18 protein-coding genes are annotated in these 22,867 nt (G+C 73.6%); 11 read left to right on the top strand and 7 right to left on the bottom strand.

Going from position 1 to position 22,867, the window contains the following annotated elements; genetic code table 11:
• Nucleotides 1–61: 61 nt before the first annotated feature.
• A complete protein-coding gene (locus tag WMF33_RS41400; protein ID WP_437333761.1) occupies nucleotides 62–700 on the top strand; it encodes a hypothetical protein in 639 nt (212 codons plus the stop codon).
• Between the two features lie 179 nt (nucleotides 701–879).
• On the opposite strand, the gene WMF33_RS41395 is transcribed toward WMF33_RS41400, so the two are convergent.
• Entirely contained in the window at nucleotides 880–1,863 is a 984-nt protein-coding gene (locus WMF33_RS41395) for a lysylphosphatidylglycerol synthase transmembrane domain-containing protein (protein ID WP_437333760.1), read from the bottom strand.
• A 112-nt stretch (nucleotides 1,864–1,975) separates the two neighbouring features.
• A complete protein-coding gene (locus WMF33_RS41390) occupies nucleotides 1,976–3,037 on the bottom strand; it encodes a glycosyltransferase family 2 protein (protein ID WP_437333759.1) in 1,062 nt (353 codons plus the stop codon).
• 206 nt (nucleotides 3,038–3,243) lie between these two features.
• Between WMF33_RS41390 and WMF33_RS41385 the strand changes: the two genes are divergently transcribed.
• On the top strand, nucleotides 3,244–4,080 hold the full coding sequence (locus WMF33_RS41385; RefSeq protein ID WP_437333758.1) for a DUF434 domain-containing protein: 837 nt from the start codon (nucleotides 3,244–3,246) through the stop codon (nucleotides 4,078–4,080).
• Nucleotides 4,081–4,150: 70 nt separating this feature from the next.
• Here WMF33_RS41385 and WMF33_RS41380 read toward each other — a convergent pair whose 3' ends face one another.
• Nucleotides 4,151–5,098 (bottom strand): NAD-dependent epimerase/dehydratase family protein, encoded by a 948-nt coding sequence (locus WMF33_RS41380; RefSeq protein WP_437333757.1) that lies wholly within the window; start codon nucleotides 5,096–5,098, stop codon nucleotides 4,151–4,153.
• A 348-nt stretch (nucleotides 5,099–5,446) separates the two neighbouring features.
• Here WMF33_RS41380 and WMF33_RS41375 point away from each other — a divergent pair, with 348 nt between their 5' ends.
• Together WMF33_RS41375 and cysK are read left to right on the top strand one after the other, a co-directional pair.
• On the top strand, nucleotides 5,447–6,517 hold the full coding sequence (locus WMF33_RS41375; RefSeq protein WP_437333756.1) for a sulfate/molybdate ABC transporter ATP-binding protein: 1,071 nt from the start codon (nucleotides 5,447–5,449) through the stop codon (nucleotides 6,515–6,517).
• A 58-nt stretch (nucleotides 6,518–6,575) separates the two neighbouring features.
• Nucleotides 6,576–7,532 carry a cysteine synthase A gene (gene cysK, locus WMF33_RS41370; protein ID WP_437333755.1) on the top strand — a complete coding sequence of 319 codons (957 nt, stop codon included), beginning with the start codon at nucleotides 6,576–6,578 and terminating at the stop codon, nucleotides 7,530–7,532.
• Here cysK and WMF33_RS41365 read toward each other — a convergent pair.
• Nucleotides 7,529–8,281 (bottom strand): hypothetical protein, encoded by a 753-nt coding sequence (locus tag WMF33_RS41365; protein WP_437333754.1) that lies wholly within the window; start codon nucleotides 8,279–8,281, stop codon nucleotides 7,529–7,531. The two genes, cysK and WMF33_RS41365, sit on opposite strands and share 4 nt — an antisense overlap.
• Before the next feature lie 248 nt (nucleotides 8,282–8,529).
• Nucleotides 8,530–9,075: a hypothetical protein gene (locus WMF33_RS41360; RefSeq protein ID WP_061624329.1), complete on the bottom strand. Its 546-nt coding sequence runs from the start codon at nucleotides 9,073–9,075 to the stop codon at nucleotides 8,530–8,532.
• 305 nt (nucleotides 9,076–9,380) lie between these two features.
• Between WMF33_RS41360 and WMF33_RS41355 the strand changes: the two genes are divergently transcribed.
• From WMF33_RS41355 to WMF33_RS41325, 7 genes are all read left to right on the top strand, one after another.
• Nucleotides 9,381–10,445, top strand: coding sequence for an AAA family ATPase (locus tag WMF33_RS41355; protein ID WP_129579426.1), 1,065 nt, complete (start codon nucleotides 9,381–9,383; stop codon nucleotides 10,443–10,445).
• Nucleotides 10,442–12,568, top strand: coding sequence for a hypothetical protein (locus WMF33_RS41350; protein WP_437333753.1), 2,127 nt, complete (start codon nucleotides 10,442–10,444; stop codon nucleotides 12,566–12,568). The genes WMF33_RS41355 and WMF33_RS41350 overlap by 4 nt, the downstream gene beginning before the upstream one ends.
• Complete coding sequence (locus WMF33_RS41345; RefSeq protein ID WP_437333752.1) at nucleotides 12,565–13,761, top strand: ABC transporter ATP-binding protein; 1,197 nt, start codon at nucleotides 12,565–12,567, stop codon at nucleotides 13,759–13,761. The genes WMF33_RS41350 and WMF33_RS41345 overlap by 4 nt, the downstream gene beginning before the upstream one ends.
• Nucleotides 13,758–15,506 carry an ABC transporter permease gene (locus WMF33_RS41340; RefSeq protein WP_437333751.1) on the top strand — a complete coding sequence of 583 codons (1,749 nt, stop codon included), beginning with the start codon at nucleotides 13,758–13,760 and terminating at the stop codon, nucleotides 15,504–15,506. Before WMF33_RS41345 ends, WMF33_RS41340 begins: the two co-directional genes overlap by 4 nt.
• 229 nt (nucleotides 15,507–15,735) lie before the next feature.
• A complete protein-coding gene (locus WMF33_RS41335) occupies nucleotides 15,736–16,986 on the top strand; it encodes a serine/threonine-protein kinase (RefSeq protein ID WP_437333750.1) in 1,251 nt (416 codons plus the stop codon).
• 878 nt (nucleotides 16,987–17,864) lie between these two features.
• Complete coding sequence (locus WMF33_RS41330; protein WP_437333749.1) at nucleotides 17,865–19,070, top strand: hypothetical protein; 1,206 nt, start codon at nucleotides 17,865–17,867, stop codon at nucleotides 19,068–19,070.
• 40 nt (nucleotides 19,071–19,110) lie between these two features.
• Nucleotides 19,111–20,073, top strand: a complete 963-nt coding sequence (locus tag WMF33_RS41325; protein WP_437333748.1) for a hypothetical protein — start codon at nucleotides 19,111–19,113, stop codon at nucleotides 20,071–20,073.
• Nucleotides 20,074–20,096: 23 nt separating this feature from the next.
• Here WMF33_RS41325 and WMF33_RS41320 read toward each other — a convergent pair whose 3' ends face one another.
• Nucleotides 20,097–21,950 carry a hypothetical protein gene (locus tag WMF33_RS41320; protein ID WP_437333747.1) on the bottom strand — a complete coding sequence of 618 codons (1,854 nt, stop codon included), beginning with the start codon at nucleotides 21,948–21,950 and terminating at the stop codon, nucleotides 20,097–20,099.
• Between the two features lie 107 nt (nucleotides 21,951–22,057).
• Entirely contained in the window at nucleotides 22,058–22,570 is a 513-nt protein-coding gene (locus tag WMF33_RS41315) for a hypothetical protein (protein ID WP_437333746.1), read from the bottom strand.
• Nucleotides 22,571–22,867: the final 297 nt, after the last annotated feature.

Genomic DNA, 22,867 nt, shown 5'->3' with positions numbered 1-22,867 from the left:
GGAATGGCGCGGGGGCGTGGGAAGGGCAGGCGCCGCGCGCGGCCCGCGGTAGAATGGGTCCATGTCGCACTACCGGGATCATCTCGATGCGGCTCGCGCGCGCATCGAAACCCTCGAAGCCAAGCTGAAGGAGCGGGAGGCGGCGCTCGCCGCCCGGGACGCGGAGCTCGCGGAGGTCCGCGCCGAGGTCGAGCGGCTGCGCGGCGGCTCGGGCGACGACGGCCCGCCCGACGGCCCTCAGGGGCGGGCCGGCGGGCAGCGCTCCCTGCTGGTGGCGCTCGCGGTGTGCGGCTTCGCCACCGCGACCGGCTACGCGATGGTGCGGCCTGCGCACTGCCCGCAGCGCGGCGCCCCGTACCCCGCGTCGGCCGAGGTGCTGCCGCGGTCGCACGACGGGCACGACGCCTGGTCGAGCCGGGCCGACGCCGCGCGCCTGCGCGTGGGCAGGGCCGCGGGCGCCGCGCTCGAGCACGGCCGGGTGCGCGCGCAGCGCTGCTGGCAGCCGGACGGTCCGAGCGGCGAGGGGAGCGTGACCGTGACCTTCGCGCCGAGCGGCGACGCCCAGGTGGAGCTGGACGGGCCGCCCTACGCCGGCACCGAGGTCGGCGAGTGCGTGGTCGACGCCTTCCGCGCGGCGGCGTCGCGGGTGCCGTCGTTCGACTGGGAGCCGCTGACCCTCACGACGCGCTTTTCTCTTTGAAGGGCGCACACCCGCTTCGGATACGGGCCCATCTCGACGTTTTCGGTGCTCGGCGTACAAGAGTACGCCTCCGCGCCGAAAACGCCGATCTGGGCCCGTCTCCTGTGCGGGTGCGCGCCGCGAACGGTGGGCAGATCGGCACGACAGCCCGCTCACGAGGACGGATGTGAGCGCGGGAATCACGGCGGGGCCGGGGTCTGCGGGGCAGGGGCGGTGGGCGGGGGGGCCAGCTGCCAGCTCACGAAGCCCAGGGCGACGACGTTGAGGTAGATGACCGCGAACACGAGGAGGCCGAAGCTCACGCCGTGCTCGGCGGTGAAGCCGAGGGAGGGGAACACGAGGGAGAAGAAGAGCTCTCGAACCCCGACGCCGGCGATCGAGATCGGCAACAGGCCGAGGAGGTTCGCGATGGCGAGCAGGCAGGTGACGTCGAAGAGCGAGAGCGAGATGCCGAGGGCGCGCGCGATCAGATAGCCCTGCACGAAGTTGACGACGAACGTCGCCACCGTGACCGGAAGCGTGAAGAGGAGCCCGCGCCCGACGTGGGCCCGGAGCGCCACGAGGAAGCGGCTCGCCGCGCCAGGCTCGGCGGAGTCCCCGGGCTCCTTCGCGATCTTGCGCGAGAAGGCGAGGAGGATGCGCTCGGCGAGGCCAGGGATGAGCAGCATGAGCGGGGCGAGGACCGTGAGCGCGATGCCGCCCCACGTCAGCCAGGCCAGCTGGCCGGCGATGACCGCGCTGTAGCGGGCGACGCCGACGGCCACGAACGCGGCGAGCACGTAGAGATCGCACAGCCGATCCATCACGACCGTGGCCAGGCCCTCCGCATAAGGAACACCGAGGTCGTGACGCAGGTAGCGGATCCTGAGGACGTCGCCGACCCGACCCGGGGTCAACATGCCGACGTAGAGCGACGTGAGGTACGCGCTCCACGCCCGGCGAAGGGGGTAGACGATGCCACGGGCGCGGAGCAGCGCGTCCCAGCGGACCACCTTGAGGTGGATGTTGAGGACGTTGAGCGCCGCCGCGAGCGCGAGCGGGGCGGCCGCGGCCGAGGCAACGGCGCCGAGCACCGCGTCCCGGTCGTCCATGCGCGCGACCACGAGGACGAGCAGCAGCGGCCCGATCAGGCGAACGAGGGCGCGCAGGACGGTGCGGCGCATGGAGACGCTGGACCGCGGCGCGCTCAGCGCGGGGCCGCGAGGGGGAAGAGCCGGAGCGGAGCGGGGAGCCCGGGCGCAGGGCGCCCGGACCGAGCGGCGCGCGGGGCGGAGATCACTCGATCTCCTCGCGGACCGGCAGCTCCTCGGCCTGGTGCCGCTGCTGCATCTGGAAGGTGAGGAACTCGCCGATGAAGCCCATCGAGAAGAACTGGATGCCGAGGAGGATCATCAGCACGCCGAGCAGGAGCAGCGGGCGATCGCCGATCTTGTGACCGAGGAACCAGAGGAGCGTGAGATAGGCGTTGATCGTCACCCCGACCGCCGCGAACACGAGGCCGATGAGGCCGAAGAGGTGCATCGGCTTCTTCGAGTAGCGGGTCAGGAACATGACGCTGAGCAGGTCGAAGAAGCCGCGCAGGATGCGCTCCAGGCCGTAGCGGGAGCTGCCGTACTTGCGGGCGTGATGGCGCACCGGGATCTCCGCGACCCGGAAGCCCTGCCACGCGGCGAGCGCCGGGATGAACCGGAAGAGATCGCCGTAGATCGGGATGGTGCGGAGCACCTCGCTCCGGTACGCCTTGAAGCCGCAGTTCATGTCGTGGAGCTTCACGCCCGTGACCGAGCGGACCGTCCCGTTGAAGATGCGGGACAGGACGAGGCGGTTCTTGGGGTCGAGCCGGTTGACCTTCCAGCCGACCACGACGTCGAGCCCCTCCTCGACCTTGGCGATGAAGCTCGGCAGATCGGCCGGGTCGTCCTGGAGATCGGCGTCCATCGTGACGACGATCGCGCCCCTCGCCTTGCGGAAGCCGGCCGTCAGCGCCGTCGCCTTGCCGAAGTTCTTCCGCAGCCGGATGCCCTTCACCACCGGGTTCTCCGCGCGGATCCTGGAGATGACGGCCCAGGTGTCGTCCGTGCTGCCGTCGTCCACGAAGATGAGCTCGTAGGTGAAGCGCCCCCGCAGCGCCTGGTCGATGCGCTGCGCGAGCTCGGCCAGGCTCTCCGCCTCGTTCAGCCCCGGGACGACCACCGAGACGTGCGGCGCCGCCGAGGTGGCCGGCGCTATGGAAGGCGCCATCAGGCTCGGGCGAGGGTCGAAGGCGGAGAGCCCGAACGTGACGCGGTCCTCCGGGACCTCTGTAGGGGCAGGTGTGGGGGGCTGGTCCACAATCACGGCGGCGGAGGATAGCAGGATCGTCGCGGATGCGCGCGGTTCCGTCCGTGGGAAGCGACCGGCGCGCCGGCAGGGGCGCGAGGAGCGCTGGCGCGTACCGTGGAGGGAAGGGGAAACGAGGCCGGAGGCGAGCGATCGTGGCCTCGTTGGATCCGTGCTTGCTGGGCACCACAACCGAGCCTCCAACGCACGCGGCGGTGAAACGAATGGCGGACGAACGACACGACCCGACGACAGGCGAGACGACCGGCGAGCCAGCGCCCCGCGGCGGCCACCCCGACGACCCGCGGCTCTTCGGCCCCGAGGCCGTCGCGAAGCTGCGCGCCGCGTTCGAGGAGATGACGTGGCTCCTCGGCCGCGGCTATCCGCTGCGCACCGCGATCCGGACCGTCGGCGACCACCACCAGCTCGCCGCCCGCCAGCGCCTCGCGCTGCAACGGTCCGCCTGCTCGGACGCGCAATGCGCGTCGCGCCTCGCGCGCCGGGCGCCCGCGTCGTCGCTCCGGGGCGCGGAGGCGAGCATCGACGGCTTCAACCTGATCATCACCCTGGAGGTGGCCCTCTCCGGCGGCCTGCTCCTGCGCGGCCCGGAGGGGGCGCTCCGCGACCTCGCGGGCCTCCGCGGCAGCTACGCGCCGATCGCGGAGACCGACGCGGCCATCGATCGCCTCGGCGCCGCGCTGTCCGGCGCCGGCGCGGCGCGCGCGCGCTTCCTCCTCGACGCCGCCGTCCCCAGCTCGGGCAAGCTGCGCGCGCGGATCCTCGAGCGCCTCGCCGGCGGCCCCTTCGCGCTCGAGGCGACGCTCGTCCCCGATCCCGACCGCCTGCTCGTCGGGGCGGCGGGCGTGATCTCGTCCGACAGCGTCGTCCTCGATCGCTGCGCGCAGTGGATCGACCTCGCGAGCGAGATCCTGGCCGCGCGCGCGCCGGCGGCCCGCCTCGTCGACCTCGCCGGCGGCGGTGTCGACTTCGCCGGCGGCGGCGTCGACCTCGCCCCCGGCGGCGTCGATCCCGTTCCCCGTGGAGGAGCGTCCGGCTCCTGAACTGCGCAGGAACCCGGGGCCACGAGCGCGCGCTCACCCCCGGCCTCCGGCTGCGCGGGGCCCCGCCGCGCTACCGGGCGCGCCCGAGCCGCCGCGACTGCCACGCCACCTGGGCGGCGAGCCCCTCGCGCAGGGGCACCCGGGGCACATAGCGGAGCGCCGCCCGCGCCGCCGCCGTGTCGGCCCAGGTGTGCCGGACGTCGCCGGCCTGCGGCTCGCCCCGCTCCACGCGCACCGGCCCGGCGAGCTCCCCGAGCAGCCGGAGCGCCTCGTTCAGGCTCACCCGCGAGCCGCCGCCGATGTTGAACACGCCGACCGCGCCGCCCTCCATGGCCTCGACGTTGGCCTGCACGACGTCGCTCACGTACGTGAAATCGCGCGTCTGCTCGCCGTCGCCGTGCACGCGCACCGTCTCGCCCTGCAGCACGGCGGCGATGAACCGGTGGAACGCCATGTCGGGCCGCTGCCCGGGCCCGTACACCGTGAAGTACCGGAGCGAGACCGTGGGCAGGCCGAAGTTGCGCCGGTACAGCTCGCAGAGGTTCTCGGCGGCGAGCTTCGTCACCCCGTAGGGCGAATGCGGTGCGGTCCGGCTGGATTCGTGCATGGGCACGTCGTCCGCGTCGCCGTACACGGAGGAGGACGAGGCGTAGACGAGCTTGCGCACCTGGCCGTGCGCCCTCGCCGCCTCCAGCAGCCGCTGCGTCGCGAGCACGTTGTCGCGCAGGTAGCCCTCGAAGCTCTGCCCCCAGCTCGGGCGCACGCCGGCCTGCGCCGCCTGGTGGAAGACCACCTCGCACGTCGAGAGGAGCGGGCGCAGATCGGCGGTCGCGAGATCGGCCGTCGACAGAGAGAAGCGCGGCTCGCCGAGCAGCCGGGCCAGGTTCCCTTCCTTGATCTCGCGGCCGTAATAGTCGGTGAAGCGGTCCACCCCGAGCACCTCATGCCCGAGCTCGATCAGCCGCTCCGCCAGGTGGGCGCCGATGAATCCGGCCACCCCAGTCACCAGACAACGCATCCGCCTCCCGTCCTGGTCCCGCCGCGCCGCGCGGCCCGCCGTCCTCGTCGTGCTGCCGCCCTGCGGCCTCCGTCCCGGTCCTGCCGCGTCGCGGCGCGGCGATGCTAGCACTTCGACCTGTCCCGTGGACCGGCACCCGCCGGCAGCCGCCCGCGCGCCCGCCGCCCGGCGAGCTCCAGGAGAAGGCGCGCGATCCGCGGGCTTCTTGCAAAAATACCCACCTTTCCGATGTATCTTCTGAATCCGGTTGCGCCTCCCCGTTCGGCGGGCGACGCTGAGCGGCGCTCGGGCGCCCTGGTCTTTTTCTGTCCGAGGCGCGCGGGACGGGCAGAAGGTTAGCTGTCGCTTATGGGAATCGTTGTCGAGCAGCTCACGAAGCGGTTCGGTCCGAACAAGGTCGTCGACGACGTCTCGTTCGAGATCGAGAGCGGCGCCCTGGTCGCGCTGCTGGGGCCGAGCGGAGGGGGCAAGAGCACCGTCCTGCGCATCATCGCCGGGCTCGAGAGCCCCGACTCCGGCGAGGTGATCCTGAACGGGAAGAACGCGACGCACACCCGGGTGCAGGAGCGGAACATCGGCTTCGTGTTCCAGAGCTACGCCCTGTTCCGGCACATGACCGTGCGCGACAACATCGCCTTCGGCCTCACGATCCGGAAGCGGCCCCGGAAGGAGATCGAGGCCACGGTCGACGAGCTCCTCGGCCTCGTGCAGCTCGAGGGGCTCGGGGGCCGGTACCCGCACGAGCTGTCCGGCGGCCAGCGGCAGCGGGTCGCGCTGGCGCGCGCGCTCGCCCCGGGGTCGTCGCTGCTCCTGCTCGACGAGCCGTTCGGGGCGCTCGACGCCAAGGTGCGCCTCGAGCTGCGCGAGTGGATCCGCAGGCTCCACAAGGAGCGCGGGATCACGAGCGTCTTCGTCACCCACGACCAGGAAGAGGCGATGGACCTCGCCGATCGGGTCATCGTGCTGCACAAGGGGCGGGTCGAGCAGATCGGCACGCCCGAGGAGATCTACGACCGGCCGGCGACCGAGTTCGTGGCGAGCTTCGTCGGGTCGATCAACGTGCTCAAGGGGGAGGTCCGCGACGGCCAGGCCGCGCTCGGGACCCTCGCGGTGCACGCGCCCCCCGGGACGGGCGACGGCGCGAGCGTGCGCGCCTTCGTGCGGCCGCACGACATCGAGCTCCACACCCGGATCGACTCGTCGAGCTCACCCAGCGCCGACGACGCCAGCGTGGCGCGCGTCGAGCGGCTGTCGCGGGTCGGATGGATGGTCAAGGCGGAGCTCCGCCTCTCCGACGGCCAGCCGCTCTCCGTCGAGCTGACCAAGGACCGCGTCGCCGAGCTCGCCCTGTCCGAGGGGGACCGGGTGCTTGTAAATCTCCGAGACGCCAAGATCTTCGTGCAAGATTACTCCATCTAGCCACCTGGCCGGCGCTTCCGCCTGGCCCCGGGGGCCAGCCAACACGGAGGGCGGGCACGTGGGTTCAATCTTCGACAACATCGCGGCGACGATCGGGCGCACCCCCCTCGTTCGCCTGAGCTCTGCGGGCAAGGGGCTGCGTGCCGAGCTGATCGGCAAGGTCGAGAGCCGGAACCCCGGCGGCAGCGTCAAGGATCGCATCGGCCTCGCGATGATCGAGGACGCCGAGCGGCGGGGCAAGCTGACCCGCGGGAGCGTCCTCGTCGAGCCGACGAGCGGCAACACGGGCCTCGCGCTGGCGATGCTCGCCGCGGCCAAGGGCTACCGGCTGATCCTCACGATGCCCGAGTCGATGAGCCCGGAGCGGATCGCGCTGCTCCGGGCGTTCGGGGTCGAGGTGCTGCTCACGCCCGGGTCCTTGATGGTGCAGGCCGTCGCGCGGGCGCGGCAGATCGTGGAGGAGACGCCGGGCGCGGTGATGCTCCAGCAGTTCGAGAACCCGGCGAACCCCGCCGCGCACCGGATGACGACCGCGCGCGAGATCTGGGAGGACACGGACGGGGCGGTCGACGTCGTCGTCGCCGGCGTGGGGACCGGCGGGACGATCACCGGCGTGGGCGAGGTGCTGAAGGAGAAGAAGCCGGGCGTGAAGATGATCGCGGTCGAGCCGAAGAACGCCGCCGTGCTGAGCGGCGGCCGCGTGGGGGCGCACCTCATCCAGGGCATCGGCGCGGGCTTCGTCCCGAAGATCCTCCGGCGCGAGCTCATCGACGAGGTGGTGCCCGTGACCGAGGACGAGTCCTTCGACGCCGCCCGCCGGCTCGCCAAGACCGAGGGGATCCTCGTCGGCATCTCCGGCGGCGCGGCGATGGCGGCGGCGCTCTCGATCGCGGCGCGCGACGAGATGCAGGGCAAGAAGATCGTGGTGATCCTGCCCGACGGCGGCGAGCGGTACGTCACCTCGCCGCTCTTCAAGGAGCTCGTCGGCTGCGCCCGGGGGCCCGCGAAGGGCTAGGGGAGGCAGCCGCACATCGGGTCGCCTTCCCTGCAGACGCACTCCGCCTTCTTGGGCGCCGGCTGCGCGTGGGGCCGCGCGACCTTGCCCTGGAGGGCGTCCCGGTCGCGCTTCGCCGCGAGGAGCTTGCGCTCGAGCTCCGCCTTCTCCGCCTCGCTCCGCACCGTCTGGTACGCGAGCGTGAGCTCGCCGATCTGCCGCTCGCTCGCGGCGAGGTCGCTCTCGAGCGCCGCGAGCCGCTGCTCGTACGCGGCGCGCGCGGCGGTCTGCTCGGCGAGCGCCTGCTCGGCCTCCGGCTGGATCTTGCCGAAGTAGACGCCGAGCGTCGCGGCGAGCGCGGCGACGAAGAGCGCGCTCCCCCCCGCGATGAGCCGCACGAGGCGCCGCTTCTGGGCGTCGCCCGCGAGGGCCGCGAGCCTGCGCTCGTGCTCGCGCTGCTTCTCCAGGGCCTCGACGCGGGCGCGCTGCTCGGCCTCGACGCGGGCCTTCTCGACGGCCGCCGCCCGGATCCCCTCGAGCCGCGCCGCCTCCTCGCGCGCGAGCTCCTCCTCGCGGCGGGCCCGCTCCTCCTCGGCCCGGAGGCGCGCCTCCTGCTCCGCCAGGGCGCGCCGCTCGAGCGCGCTCCGGGCCTCCTGCGCCGCGAGCGCGCGCCGGCGCGCGGCCTCCTCCTCCTCGCTCACGCGCTGCTTCTCGAGGCTCATGAGCTGCTTGAGCGAGAAAAGAACAGAGCTCTCCTGGATCTCGGCCATGACGGATCGACCTCCTTGCCCGCGCCGGGGTGCGGCGCACGGCGCGCGACGTGGAGCGCGCCGCCGGCGGCGGATGGAGTCCACCCCTCCGGCATCGCTCCTCGCGCGCGGTGCGCTCGCGGTTCGCAACCTTCGACCGAGCGAGGAGACGGAAGCTTGGATGGTTCAGGGCACGTTCAGAGGACGAACGAAGGGGCGCCGGGGAGGCGCCGCGGAGCCTGGAGAAGGAGGGCGGCGCGGCGGCGCGATCACTCGACGCGGACGGCGACGATGACCTTCATCCACACGCCCTCGGGCGGGATCTTCTTCGTGAGATCGACCTCGCCGAACCAGTCGACGTGCACCGTGTAACCGCCGTTCTCCTCGTCCGGATAGAAGAACTTCCGGATGTCGCCGTGATACTTGCGATCCAGCGGGACGATGCGCTCGCCGGCGGGCATCGGCGCCTTCTTGGCGATCAAGGTCGCTTCGCCGTCGACGACGGCCTGGGCCGTGATGCTCTTGATGAACGTCAGGTCGGGCACGTTGTCGTCGCGCGCCTCGAGCCGGATGAACCTGAGCTCGGCGCCGTCGACGGAATTCGGGTCCTGCGAGATGGAGACCTCGCTCCATCCGGAGAAGGTCGACTGCGAGGTCGGCTTGACGAGGAACTTGGTCTCCGCCTCATGCTCGCCGGCTATCGTGGCGCAGGCGCTCGCGCCGAGCGCCAGAGCCGCGGTGAGCGCCGCGCCGGCGCGCGCGGAGAGACAGAGCGAGGCAACGGCACGGCGACAGGTCCGGATAAGCATGTTCATCCGTGAAAGATAGCATGGCGGCGTCCCTGGCCGAGGCGATCGACCGGTCGTTTCCGTGCGTTACGTGCGTCCGCGGCGCCTCCGGAGGGGCGCTCCGCGCTGCGTGCTCCGGCGCGGCCTCGTCGCTCTCGGTTCGACACGAGATGCCGAGTCTTCTCGGCGCCGTCACGCCGCGGCCCGCGCGCTGCGGCGCCGTCACGCCGCGGCCCGCGCGCTGCGGCGCCGTCACGCCGCGGCCCGCGCGCTGCGGCGCCGATCGACGCCCGGCGCGCGGCCGGCTATGGTCGTGCCCCGAGGGCGACCGGATGGCGGCGGAATCAGGCGCAGGTATTGACGGAGCGGAGGGATCGGCCCCCGCCTCCTTCGAGGCGAGGCTCGAGCTCGCGCAGCAGACGAGCGCGCGGCTGCGCGAGGCGATCGGGCAGGCCGTCGTCGGCCAGGGCGACGTCATCGAGCAGACGCTCTGGGGGATCATCGCGGGAGGGCACGTCCTCCTGGAAGGGGCGCCCGGGCTGGGCAAGACGCTCCTCGTCAGGACCATCGCCAGCTGCCTCGATCTCAGGTTCTCCCGCATCCAGTTCACCCCGGATCTCATGCCGAGCGACGTGATCGGGACGAACGTGCTCGTCACCGCGGAAGGCGGCTCGCGCCACTTCGCGCTGCACAAGGGGCCGATCTTCGGGCAGGTGATCCTCGCCGACGAGATCAACCGGGCGACGCCGAAGACGCAGAGCGCGCTGCTCGAGGCCATGCAGGAGCACGCGTGCACCATCGCGGGCGCGCGGCACGCGATGGAGGAGCCGTTCTTCGTGCTCGCCACCGAGAACCCGATCGAGATGGAGGGGACGTACCCGCTGCCGGAGGCGCAGCTCGATCGGTTCCTGCTCAAGGTGCTCGTGCCGAGCCCGACCGAGGACGAGCTGACCGAGATCCTCGCCCGGACCACGGGCCACGACCGCGGCCCGCCGCCGCGGGTGCTCACCCGCGACGACGTGCTCTCGCTGCGCTCGCTCTGCCGCGACGTCGCGGTCGCCGAGCCCGTGATGCGGTACGCGTCGCGGCTGACGCGGGCGAGCGATCCGGCCGCCGAGGGGGCGCCCGAGATCGTGCGCAGGGCGCTCCGGTTCGGCGCCGGCGTGCGCGGCGCGCAGTCGCTCGTGCTGGCCGCGAAGGCGGTGGCGTTGCTCCAGGGCAGGGCGCACGTCGCCTTCGCCGACGTGCAGCGGGTCGCGAAGCCGGTGCTCCGCCACCGCATGATCCGGTCCTTCGAGGGCGAGGCGGAGGGGATCACGACGGATCAGGTGATCGCCGCGCTCCTCGCCGCGGTCGAGCCGCGGCCCGAGCCCGTGGCGCAGGCGATCCGGCGATGAGGCGCGGCGACGAGGCGCGGGAGCCGGCGCTGCGGATCGCGACGTCGAGGGGCGCGCGGGGCGCGGCCGGCGCGGCGTGGCTCGCGGCGCTCCTCGCCGCGGGGCCTGCGTCCGGGCAAGCGCCGAGCGCGCCGGAGCTCGTCGTGGACGCGGCGCCGGTGTTCGGGACGAGCGGCGCGATCCCCTGGGGGTGGAACCAGGTCGTCGTTCGCATCCAGAACCGCGGCGGCAAGGCGGCGAGGGGCGAGGTCGAGGTCGAGTCGAAGCGCTACTCCGAGCAGCGCGTGTTCGTCGCGTCGGCGCCGTACACCGTCGCCGCGGGCGAGTCGGTCCACGTGCGCGTGCCCGTGCAGGTGGCACCCTTCGGCGACGTGCAGGTGCGCGCGCTCGACGAGGGCGGCGCGACCGTGTCCTCGCACGCGCTCTCGTCGACCTCGCAGCGCGCGGTGGTGCTCTTCGACGTCAGCGAGACGTCGCTCCTCCGCGCGGGCCTGCACGAGGCGCCGGTCGCGCCGCTGTACACGCCGAGCGGCCGCGGGCCCGGGTCGTCGCCGGCCGCGGTCCTGTGGGTCGGGCAGCCGCGCTACGACGGCGCGACCGGCGATCCGCTGCTGCCCGATCGGGCGGCCCTGTACAGCGCGGCGGACGCGGTGCTCATGCGCACCGACACGCTCTCGATGTTGAACGGCGCCGAGCTCGACGCGCTCGCCGGCTACGTGCTCTCCGGCGGCACGCTGGCGCTCGCGGTCGGGCGCCCCGAGGCGCTGCGGCACCCGACGCTCGCGGCGCTCGTCGGCGGCGAGGTCTCGAGGGCGGGCGTCGCCCCGCCGACCCTCGAGGAGATCGTGCCGCCCGGCGCGCCCAGCGGCTTCGGCAAGCAGGGCAACCCGCTCCTGCCCGCGCCGAGCGCGAGCCCCGAGGTGGCCGAGGCGCTCGCCGGCTGGTCGGGCGGGAACCTGCGGGCGAGCCCGTATGGCAGCTCGGCGTTCTACGGCCTCGGTGAGGTGCACGTGCTCGCGTTCGACCCGACGCAAAAGCCCGCGGCCGGCGACCCGTGGGTGAAGATCCGGATGGCCGATCTCGCGCGCCGCGCCCACGACCGCCGCTCCACCGTCGCGTTCCGCCCGGGCGAGGAGGCGATAGGCCTCGATCTGGACCCGGTGCGGCGCGAGCTCGATCCGAACGAGGGCGCGCGCTGGGCGATCGGGGTCTCGGCGCTCTTGCTCTGCATCTACGCGGTGCTCGCCGGCCCGATCAACTTCTCGCGCGCCGCGCGGCAGGGGCGGCCGCTCCGCGCGCTCCGTCACCTGCCCGTGTACGCGGCGGTGACGTTCGCGGCGATCGTCGGCGTGGGCGTGCTCGCGAAGGGCGTGCGCGGCAGGGCGCGGCACCTCACGCTGATCGAGGCGGGGGCCGGCATGACGAAGGGGGCGGTGCGCCGGTTCCGCGGCTTCTTCGTGGCCAGCTCGGAGGAGCTCACCGTCCGCACGACCGACGCGAGCAGCGTCATCAGCACGGCGGTGCTCGCCGAGCTCTCGGAGCGGCGCGACCGGCTGCTCGTGGACCGCGACGGCGCCCGGCTGACGAAGGTCGCCGCGCTCCCGTGGCAGACGGTGATCGTGCGCGAGGACGGCGTCGCGCCGCTCGGGGACGGCATCGCGATCGTCGCCGAGCCGAGCGGCGACGTGGTCGTGAGCAACCGGAGCGGCCGCGATCTCCGGGGCGGCGTCCTGTGGCTGCCCGAGGGGGCGGCCCGCTACTTCGCCCGCGTCCGGGACGGGGAGAAGGTCTCGTCGCACGCGGGGGTCGATCTCGCGGCGCGGGCCGAGGGGCAGGGGTGGCTGTCGCACGTGAGCTTCGGCCGGCGCGTCGGCGGCATCGACATCCACGACCTCGGCGGGAGCCTGCTGGTCCCCCTGCTCGAGCCCGACGCGCCGGGGCTCGGCGCCGCGTGGCTCGCGATCGAGGAGGCGGCCGGCGACGCGGTCGACTGGTTCCCGGCGGGCGTGCCCGTCCTGCTCGGGCAGCTCGACGGCGGCGAGGGGCGCGCGGTCGACTCCGGGCTCGGGATCGAGAGCGACCGCGTGCTCGTGCGGATCGTCGGCTATGGAGGCCAGCCGTGAGCGCGTCCGGCGGCGCCCCGCCCCCCGCGGCGCGGATCGAGCGGCCTGCGCCGACGATCCGCGTCCGCCACCTCTCGCACCGCTTCGGCGCGCTCGACGTGCTCCGGGACGTCTCCTTCGACGTCGGTCCCGGCGAGATCTTCGGCTTCATCGGTCCGAACGGCGCGGGCAAGACGACGACGATCCGGGTCATGGCGACCTTGCTCGAGCCGATGGCGGGGCGGGTCGAGATCGACGGGGTCGACGTCACGATCGACCCGGCGGCGGTCCGCCGCAGCATCGGCTACATGCCGGATCACGCGGGCGTCTACGACCGGATCACGGTGCGCGAGTACCTCGAGTTCTTCGCGGACGCGTTCCGCGTGCCGTCGCTCGACGTTGTCGACGCGGTCCTGGAGCTGACCGACCTCGGCAAGATCCAGGACCGGATCGTGGCCACGATGTCGAAGGGCATGAAGCAGCGCCTCCAGCTCGGGAGGATCCTGCTGCACGATCCCAAGGTCCTCATCCTGGACGAGCCGGCGAGCGATCTCGATCCGCGCGCGCGCATCGAGATCCGCGACCTCTTGCTCGAGCTCCGCAGCCTGGGGAAGACGATCTTCCTCTCCTCGCACATCCTCACGGAGCTCTCCGACGTGTGCACGTCGATCGGCATCCTCGAGAGGGGCCGCCTCGTCGTCGCCGGGCCTATCGGCGAGATCGCGGCGCGCCTCGAGGCGCTGCGCGCCGCGCAGGCGCACGGGCACGCGCCGCCGCGCCACGCCGCCGCGCCGGGCGCGCACCCGGCAGAGGCGCGCCACGCGCCCGCGCACGGGCTCGGGGAGCCGGCCGCCGTCGGGCCGCAGCAGGCCGAAGGTCCGCCGCCCGGGTACGGGCCGTACCCGCCCCACGCCGCGGGGCCGGGGCAGGCTCCGGCCTACCCGGGGCTGTCGCCGCTCTCCCGGCGCAAGGTCAAGGTGCGGGTCCTCGGCGATCCCGAGGCCGCGGCCTACCTGCTGCGGGGCGGCCCCGGGATCACCGACATCGAGATCGTCGCGGGCGCCGTGCACGTCGGCTACGTGGGCAACGACGTGAAGATCGCCGAGATCGTGCAGCACCTCGTGCGGAGCGGCATCGGCGTGATCGGGGTCGAGCCGGAGCGCAACGAGCTCGAGAGGATCTTCCTCGAGGTCACGCAAGGAGAGGTGCAGTGAGCGCGCAGACTGGCTCATCGCCGCCCGCCGGCCCGGCGTCGCAGCGGCTCGTCGATCGGGCGCGCCACCGTGTGGCCCGCCTCCTCGGCGAGCCGAACCCGATCTGGATCCGCGAGCTCAAGCAGGCCGCGCGGCTCGCCCGCACGCCGATCATCCTCCTCGTGCTCGCCGTGATGATGACGCTGCTCGTGGCGTCGATCGGCGGCATGGTGTCGCAGGACATCGCGCCCGCGAAGGCGGGCGTGATCCTGTTCCAGGTCTTCTTCTCGCTGGCGTTCTTCGTGGTGGCGCTGGTCGGGCCGGCGGTCGCCGCGAACAGCATCGCGTCGGAGCGCGAGGGCCGCACCTGGGAGGCGGTGCTCCTGACGGGCATCCCGCCCGGCGAGATCGCGCGCGGCAAGTTCCTCGCCGCCTACACGGCGATCTCGATGTACGTGGTCATGCTCGCGCCGGTCGGGGCGCTGCCGTTCCTGTTCGGCGGGATCACCGCGATGGAGGTGGTGATCGCCTTCCTATTCCTCTTCCTCATCGCGCTGCTCAGCGTCGCCTTCGGCCTCGCGATCAGCTCGAAGATGGCGAGCCTCCGCGCGGCGATCCTCGTCACGCTGCTGCTCGCGTTCCCCCTGTCGATCTGCCTGTTCATGGCGGGGGGCACGGGGCTCTCGTACGCGGCCCACCTCGCCTGGCCGGAGGTGCCCGACGGCCCGCCCATCTGGCTCCCGGTCGCGTACCAGCGCGTCCCGTTCGGCGTCGACTACGCGCTCTTCCTGGTCCTCCTGCCGCTCGCGGCGGTGGTCGTCCCCGCGTGGTTCCTCTACCAGGTGACCGTCGCGAACCTCACGAGCGAGAGCGACGATCGCTCCTCGGGCCTGAAGACGTGGTTCGCGGTCTGCACGCCGGTGGTCGCCGCCGCCGCGGCGGTGCCGGCGTTCTCGGTGGACCCGTCCGATCGCCTGGCCGCGATCCTCGCGGGCCTGTGCGCGACGCTGTCGTACCTGACCTTCTGCGTGTTCCTCTTCGCCGGCGATCCGGTCGGCCCATCGCGCCGCGTCGAGGTGCACTGGGCCAGGAGCCGCGCCGGCCGGCTGCGTCGCTTCTTCGGCCCCGGCGTGGCTCGCGCGGCGTACCTCCTGCTCGCGGCCGGCGTCCCCGCCGTCGTCGCGCTCTGGGCCGTCGGGCACCAGCTGCTCCTCGGCGCGTCCGTCGGCGCGCCGGAGAGCCAGACGCGGCAGCTCCAGTACTTCGCCGTCTACGCGCTCGCCTTTTATGTGTTCCTGGTCGGGCTCGGCGCCTTTCTGCGCGCGCGGATCGCCGCGCCGATGGTGGCGCGGGTGCTGCTGCTGACGCTCCTCTTCTCGATCGCGGTCGGCCCGTGGATCGTCGCCGCCATCGCCGGCCTGATCACGGAGTTCAGCGCCAGCGAGAGCGCGCTCCTCGTCGCGGCCCCGTCGCCGTTCTACGCCTTCGTGATGCTCTCCAAGACCGCGCAGGGCGATCCGGGGCCGGTCGTGGTCGCCGGGCACGTGGCCGCCGCCGCCTGGGTCGCCGCGGGGCTCGGCCTGCTCGCCGCGGCGCGCGCGCGCTGCGCCGCCCTCCTCGCGCAGCGGGACGCGGCGCTCGCCGTGACGGACGCGCTCCTCGCCCAGGAAGACGAGGCCGCGCGCGCGGCCGAACAGGCAGTCCCGGCGCAAGCCGCCGCGCCGGAGCGCGCCGAGCCAGGGAGCGCCGCGGGCACCCTCGCCTGAGCGCATCGCCGTGGCGCGCGCTGAAATCGTATGTGTGAGCGTCGTTGTTTGGAAATTTGGAACGACTCGCGGGAATGCTTCATGATGCGCCTGCGCGCGGATCTGTCGAAATCTTGAGCGCTCCGGGAGGGCGTGTGAAAAGGGCGTTCGCGCTCGAGGTCCGGGAGCGAGAGGGGATCTCGACCCTCGCGTCGCGTGGCGACGGCGGTGCGACCTCGACCCGCGGAGGATGGCCTTGCCTTCGCACGACGACTGCCGGTGCTCGGCGTTCGAGCTGAGCGATACGCTGCTGTACGGAACGCCGTACCGGCCGGTGCGTCGGCTCGGGCGAGGCGGGATGGGGGAGGTGATCGAGGCCGCGCACGTGGGCCTCGACAAGCCCGTGGTGGTGAAGCTCCTGCACCGCGATCTGAACCGCGAGCCGCGGCTCGTGGAGCGGATGCGGGTCGAGGCGCAGTCGCTGGCGCGGCTCGCCCATCCCAACCTGGTGATGGTCACCGACTTCGGGCGGACGGCCGAGGGGCGGACGTTCCTCGTGATGGAGCGGCTCTACGGCCGGACGATGCGCGAGGAGCTCGCGGCGCGCGGCGCGCTGCCGCCGCTGGAGGCGCTCGACCTCGTGACGCAGACGCTGGCCGGCCTCGCCGCGGCGCACGGGGCGGGCATCGTCCACCGCGACGTGAAGCTCGAGAACCTGTTCGTGTGCGACGCGGACGGGCGGGGGCGTCGCGTGGTGAAGGTGCTGGATTTCGGCATCGCGAAGGTGGTCGCTCCGCGCGGCGACGGCCGCGCGCCGGCGCCGTCGCTCTACCAGACCGAGGAGGGGGTGCTCGTCGGCACGCCGCGCTATCTCTCGCCCGAGCAGGCGTGCGGGCTCGCCGTCGACGCCCGCACCGACGTGTATGCAGCCGGCGTGGTGCTCTACACGCTGCTCGCTGGCCGCGGCCCGTTCGAGCACGTGAAGCGCGTCCCCGATCTCGTGCGCGCCCACGCCAGCGAGGTGCCCGCGCCGCCGTCCTGCCACGCGCCGCGGCCGGTGCCGCCGGAGCTCGACCGCGCCGTCATGAGGGCGCTCGAGAAGCGCCCGGAGCTGCGCTTCCCGGATGCCGCGGCGTTCGCGGACGAGCTGTCGCGCATCGCCGCGGCGCTCTCGGGAGGGGCGGAGCCGGCGCCGGCCTTGCCGACGGGGGCGCGCTGGGAGAGCACGGCGCCGCTGACGGTGCCGCCGGTCCGCGCGCTGGTCGCACCGACGTTGAGCGCGACGGTGGAGGCGTTCGGCCTCACGGCGCCTGGCGTGGCGGAGCAGCCTGCCTCGGGACGTGCGCTGCCGCGCGCTCCGGAGGCGCGGAGGGGCGGGGCGAGGCGCGTGCGACGGCGCCCGGCGCGCGCGGAGTCCAGCGTGGCGGCGATGGTGATGCTGGTGGTGAGCGTTGTGCTGTTCGGCTTCGCCGTGGCGCTGCTGGTGAGCGTCGTGGGCTGACGGGCGGCCGCGACGCCGTTGCCGAGGTCGCGAGGAGCCTCACCGGGGGCGATGAAACCGGTACCATGCGGGGGTGGGATGGATGGGCAGCGCTGGCGCCGGCGGGAGGCTCAACCTGGGTGGGCCGGGGGCGGGTCAACCTGGGTGGGGCGCGGCGCAACCTGGGTGGGGGGCGCCGGCTCAACCTGGGTGGGGGCGCCGGCTCAACCTGGGTCGGGCGCCGCTCAACCTGGGTGGGGGCGCCGCCGGCTCAACCTGGGTCGGGCGCCGCTCAACCTGGGTGGGGCGCGGCATGCCAGGTGCAAGGTGGATGCAATAAATCGAGGCTGCGGCATCGCAACAGACACGACAGCGTAGCCATGGACGTCTCCCGCAAATTCCAGGAAGGCAGCAGAAGGATGGCCAGCGTCAACTTCGCGCTCGGTCGACCCGCAGGGCCGCGCCTCGCCCGAGGCCACGTTCCGGGGCATCGGTACGCGGCCATCGAGCGGCTCCGTCACGCCCGCGACGGCGAAGGCTTCCGATCCAGGTGCATCCCTGGACGCTGTCGTTGTATCGCTGCGGAGGGGTCGTGATGCTTGGGTGCGTGGTGGCGACGGCTGGGTGGGGTATCTTCGGGGCTATGCCGTGGCCCTGCCCCCGAGCGAGCTCCGAGGTGTCGCACGCCGACCAGCGCACGTTCGACGCTGGCCCGCGGCGCACCCGCGCTGGCCGGAGCGCTGCCGCGGCGCCCGCCGCACCGTCGGCAGAGCAGCGGCCGAGGCCGCTCGCCTCGGGAGCACGCCCATGACAACGCGGAGCCTTGGACCGGGTGCTCGATGCGCCGCTGCCCACGCGGGGCAGCAGCGCGCCTTTTGCACGTGGCGAGAGGGGCAGGCATGACCAACAGGAACCCGAACAAGAGCTCGCCAGGGCAGCCGGCAGGTCAAGGCGCCGCGGGCGACGCCGCGCCGCCGCAGCAGCAGCAGCGCGGGTACGAGGCGCCGAGCTTTGCACCGCAGGAGCACCCCTCGCAGGCGCAGCAGCGGGCGCTTTCCCAGGATCCGCGCCGCAGGCCCGACGAGGCCGCGCCCGCCGCCGCCGCGCCGCCCGTCGAGCGAATGGTGCAGTGGGGCGAGCCCAGGCCGCGGCGCCGTCAGGATCGCGAGGCGGGGCCCAGCGACAAGCAGGTGTACGTTCCCCCGGTCACCCTGCCCCCGAACCGGGAGCACCAGGCGATGGACCTGCAGAAGATCCAGGTCGCGCCGTCGCTGCTGAAGGGCGTTGACGAACGGAACCGCCCGACGATGCGCCGGATCCCCGTGCACGGCATGCCGGGCCCCCCGCAGGCGGTCCCCGAGGGACCAGGCAGCGCGCGCACCGGCGTGCGCACGGCCCGCGTGGGCGTGGGCAGCGGCGTCTGGCCCCCGCCCGAAGAGCCGACCCGCAAGCAGCGGCTCGCTCCGGCGCCCGCTCCCCAGCCCGCCGGCGCCGCGCCTCGAGCGGGCGTGCCACAGGCCGCCGCGCGCCCCGACGCCGCCGTGGCCGCCGCTGCCTCCGCGGCGGCGCTCGCGGCGCGCCGCCGCGCGGCCCCGCTGGGCCTGTTCGCGCTGCTCGTGTTTCTGGGCAGCGCGACCGCCGCGGGCTTCTGGGTGCTGTGGCGCGCCGCCAACCCCCCGGTCCCTCCAGACGCCCCGGTCGCCGACGACGGCCGCGCCCCGACCCCCGAGCCCGGCCCCGCGGTGCCCACGCCGAGCGCGACGCCCGAGCCCGCGCCGACGCCGCCTCCGGTGGCGACCGTTGAGCCGCCTCCCACGGCGGAGCCGGCCCCCGCCGCGTCGAACGCGCCGCCGACGTCGCCTGCCGCGGAGCCGAGCGCGGCGTCCGCCCCTTCCGGATCCACCCCTTCCGGAGCGGTGGCCGCCCGCCCGTCCTCGCCGCGCCCTGCGGCGCAGGCGAAGCGTCCGCCCAGACCTGCCGCGCCGGAAGATGTCTACGAATCGTCGTCCGTGAGCCCTCCGCTCCCCCCACCGCTGCCGTCCGTGCCCTCTGCGTTGCCCACGACGCCCCCGGGGACGACCGCGCCCCCGCGCCCCTTCCCCTGAGGCGTCGCCCCCTCCGGAGTGCAATCCCCCGGCAGTCACCATGCGAAAGCCATTCTTGAAATACGCGCCTCTGTTCCTCCTGTGTTCCATGGTCGTCCTGGCGCCGGGCGTCGCGACCGCGACCGGCAAAGCTCGGCTCACGCCCACCTCTCCGACCGACGCGCCGGCTGCCACATCGAGCGCGGGCGAGCGCGCCGCGCAGCTCTACCGCGAGGGGAACAGGTTCTACGACGAGGCGCGGTTCGTCGAGGCGGAGGCGCGCTATCAGGCGGCGTGGGACCTCCAGCAGAGCTTCGACGTCGCCGGCAATCTCGGGAACGTCGAGCTGGAGGTGAACCAGCCCCGCGAGGCGGCCGAGCACCTCCTGTACGCGCTCAACACGTTTCCCCTCGGCGAGAAGGAAGAGAAGAAGCGCTTCTTGGAGCAGCGGCTCGCCGAGGCCAAGGCGCACGTCGGCACGCTCCGCATCCGCGTGAACGTCGACGACGCCGAGGTGCTCATCGACGGCAAGCTCATCGGACACTCGCCCCTCGATGCCCAGGTGTTCGTCGATCCCGGCAAGCACACCATCGAGGCGCGCCGCTCCGGCGCCCGGACGTCGACGTCGCTGCTCGTGGCGAGGGGCTCGGACCAGAGCATCGCCTTGAGCCTCGACGCCGGCTCGAACCTCCCGCTGGTGGTCGCGGGCGGAGCGGTCGGGCTGCTCGGGGTCGCCTCGGGCGTGACCTTCGCGATCCTCTCCACCGCGAAGGGCAAGTCCGCCGCGGCGGAGCCGTCCCCGAGCCAGCGGCGCAGCGACCTGCGCGACACCCAGACCACGCTCGCCAACCTCTCCTTCTGGAGCTTCATCGGCGGCGGCGTCGTGCTCGCCGGGACCGCCGTGTACGCGATCAGCACGTCGAGCCGCACGCTGCCGGCCCCGCGGACCGGGCTCACCCGCATCCACGCCGTGCCCCTCGTCACCGCCGACGCGAAGGGCTTGCTGGTCGGCGCGAGCTTCTGACGGCGCGCACGCCGCGCCCGGGCTCACCGGGGTTGGAAGTAGCGCCCGACCTGCTCGCGGTACTCTTCCGGGACGTCGCTGCGCTCGACGCCGCCGATCTCCTGGGGACCCACGACGCCGAGCGCGCCCTCGCCTTGCACGTTGGCGGTGTCTCCGGCGCGCCCTGCGGTCCGGCCGATCACGATCCCCGGCATCGGCCTGCCCGGATTGGTCCGCGCGTCGGCGCGTGAGCGCAGCTCGCCCCCCGCGATCGCGCCGGTCTGCCCCTCGTGGCTGCCCGGCCCGCCTCCCTCCGAGCGACCTGGCTGCCCGGGCCCTCGCCCTCGCGTGCCTCCGCCGCCCGCCTGCGAGCCCTGGCCGCGCTCCTCGCCGCCCGGACCCGCGTTGCCCGATCCGCCGGCGATCGGCGCCGGGACCGGCGTCCCCCCGAGCTGCCCCTCCGCCTCGCCCGCCCCGCGCTGCGCGTCGTCGAGCGCGCGCTGGCGCTCCGACTCCTCGCTGCTCGGGCCTCCCTCCTGGGCCATCCGGCGCAGCTGCTCCTCGAGCTGCCGCTGGCCCTCGGGCGTCGCCAGCTGCCGCGCCATCTCGCGCAGCTGCTCCTCCGACGCGGCCTCCCCCGGCGCGCCCTCGGGCGACCGCGCCACCTGCCGCTTGAGGCGCTCGGCGAGCTGCCGACGCTCCTCCGGGCTCAGCTTCTCGAGCGCCTTTTCGAGGCTGTCGGCGAGCCGCCGCGCGTCCTTGCCGCTCCCGGTCCGACCGAGCTCGCCGAGCGCCTCGCGCCCCTCGTCGCCGAGCGCCTCGCCGAGCGCCTCGGCGAGCTCCCTCAGCTTGTCGGCCTCCTGGCCGCGCCGATCCAGGAGCTCGCGCTGCTCCTCGAGCGCCCTCGCCACGCCGGGGGCGCCGGCCCGCTTCGCGGCCTCGGCGGCCTCCTCGAGCGTCTTTCTCGCCCGCTCGCGATCGGTCTTCTCGACCCGGTTCGCGAGCCGCTCCATCTCCTCGTCGAACGCCACGAGATCGCGATCGCCGAGCGCCTTCGCCGCCCGCTTCAGCTGCGGATCCTCCCCGAGCTTGCCGAGCGCCGACTCCATCCCGTGGCGCTGCTCGCCCTCGCCGAGCGACAGCCGCTCGGCCGTGATCGCGTCGCGGAGCGCGCCGATGTCGGCCTGCGCTTCGCGGCGCTCGACGCCGCTCCTCAATTTTTCGCGGAGCCGCTTCGCGTCGTCCGCGAGCCGCTTCAATCGATCGCGCTGCGCGGCGTCCCGAGCGTCGACCTCCGAGAGCTGGATCACCCGCTCCAGCCCGGCGATCTCGGCCATGCGCACCTGCTCGGCCCCGGGCGGGGGCGCCGCGCTGGCGGGGGCAGGCGGCAACGGAGCCCAGCTGAGATAACCGATGGCCGCCGCCGCGAGGGGCGCTCCGGCGTGCCACGGGCGCCACAGCGGCGCGCGGGCCTCCTGGGCGGTCGCCCGATCGAGGGCCGCCGCGGCGTGCGCGAACACCACGTCGCGGGCCGCCGGCGCGCCGGCGCGGGGCGCGCCGTCGCCCGCGCGCTCGGCCGCCGCGAGCTCCACGGCCGTGGAGACCGACTCGGACGCGCCGAGCTTGCCGTCGAGGAACAGCGCGACGTCCGGATCCGACCACCGCCGCCGCCGCGCCACCGCCGCGCCGGCCGCCGCGCCGAGCAGGCCGCCGCCCGCCATCCAGGGGCGCAGCGCGCCGTGCCGCGCCTGCCAGGCGGCCGCCGCGCCCGCCGCGCCGAGCATCAGCCCCGCGGCGGCGCCGGTGAGGATCAGCTCCAGCGCGAGCCGCCGCCGGACGCGGCGAGACCAGCGAGCGAACGCGGCGCTGAACCGTCGTCGGGGGGACGCATCCTCCATGGTTCGATGTTTACCCGTGGGCAGACGCGCGGGCCAGCGCTGCCTCGGGCGCCCCGAACGCCTCGCCGCGGCGCGCTCTCCTCCGAGCGCGCCGCGGGCGCGCCCGCTCACGGGACGAAGCACCATTTCAAGTGAAATGACGCGCGCTCGAGGCGCGCCTGGATACCGTCCTGGTCACCGCCGAACAGGCGCAAATCGCACCCGGCGAAAGAGAACGCGCATTCGTGCGACCCCTGCTGTGACGTCCTGAGCGTGGCCGGACATGAGCCGTCGAAAAGCTCATCGTCGACATACATTCGCATGTTCACTACAGCGGCGTCGCCGCCCTGGCGCTCGCTGCCCAGCAGATGGAGATCGAGGTAGTAGAAGCCCCTCCTGCCCTTCGAGCGATCCGCCAGCTCCAGATTGGTCTCGCCATTGACGATGGAGCAGTCAACGTCCCAGCTGTCATCGAATCTGGGGACAGGCAGCTTGCCGTCATGGCCCGTGTCGAGCTCCAGCTCCTCCCCGTTCAGGTTCATGACCGCCTTGCCGTACGCTTCAGGAATTTCCGGGCTAGCAGAGCACCCGAACGGCGCGAGCGACAGCACGAGGCCTTGGGCGATGAGGGATCGGTGCATGGGAGCTCTCCAGCGGCACGGAGGGCGAGAGTATCGCACGAGATCGACAGCCATGGACGCGCGCCGTGTGGTCGATCCATGCGCCGTGGCGGATGTCAACCGGAAACGGAGGGCTCCACGAGACGACCTTGTTGGTCCTGATCCACGCTGCGCGATGCCCGGGGGCCCGACCCACGCTGTCCAAGGCTCGAGCCAGCGGGGCCGGCAGCGGCCGGCGAAGGAGCGCCATTGAGGTGTCTATCGCGCGCGATAAAGCGACGATAATACGTCAATCGTCTGCGCCTGCGCGCATGATTG

It is taken from the genome of Sorangium sp. So ce394 (genome assembly GCF_051474665.1).
GTDB lineage: Bacteria > Myxococcota_A > Polyangia > Polyangiales > Polyangiaceae > Sorangium > Sorangium cellulosum_D.
The sequence above is the reverse complement of the archived record's forward strand: the minus strand, read 5'-3'. Positions and strand labels throughout refer to the sequence as shown.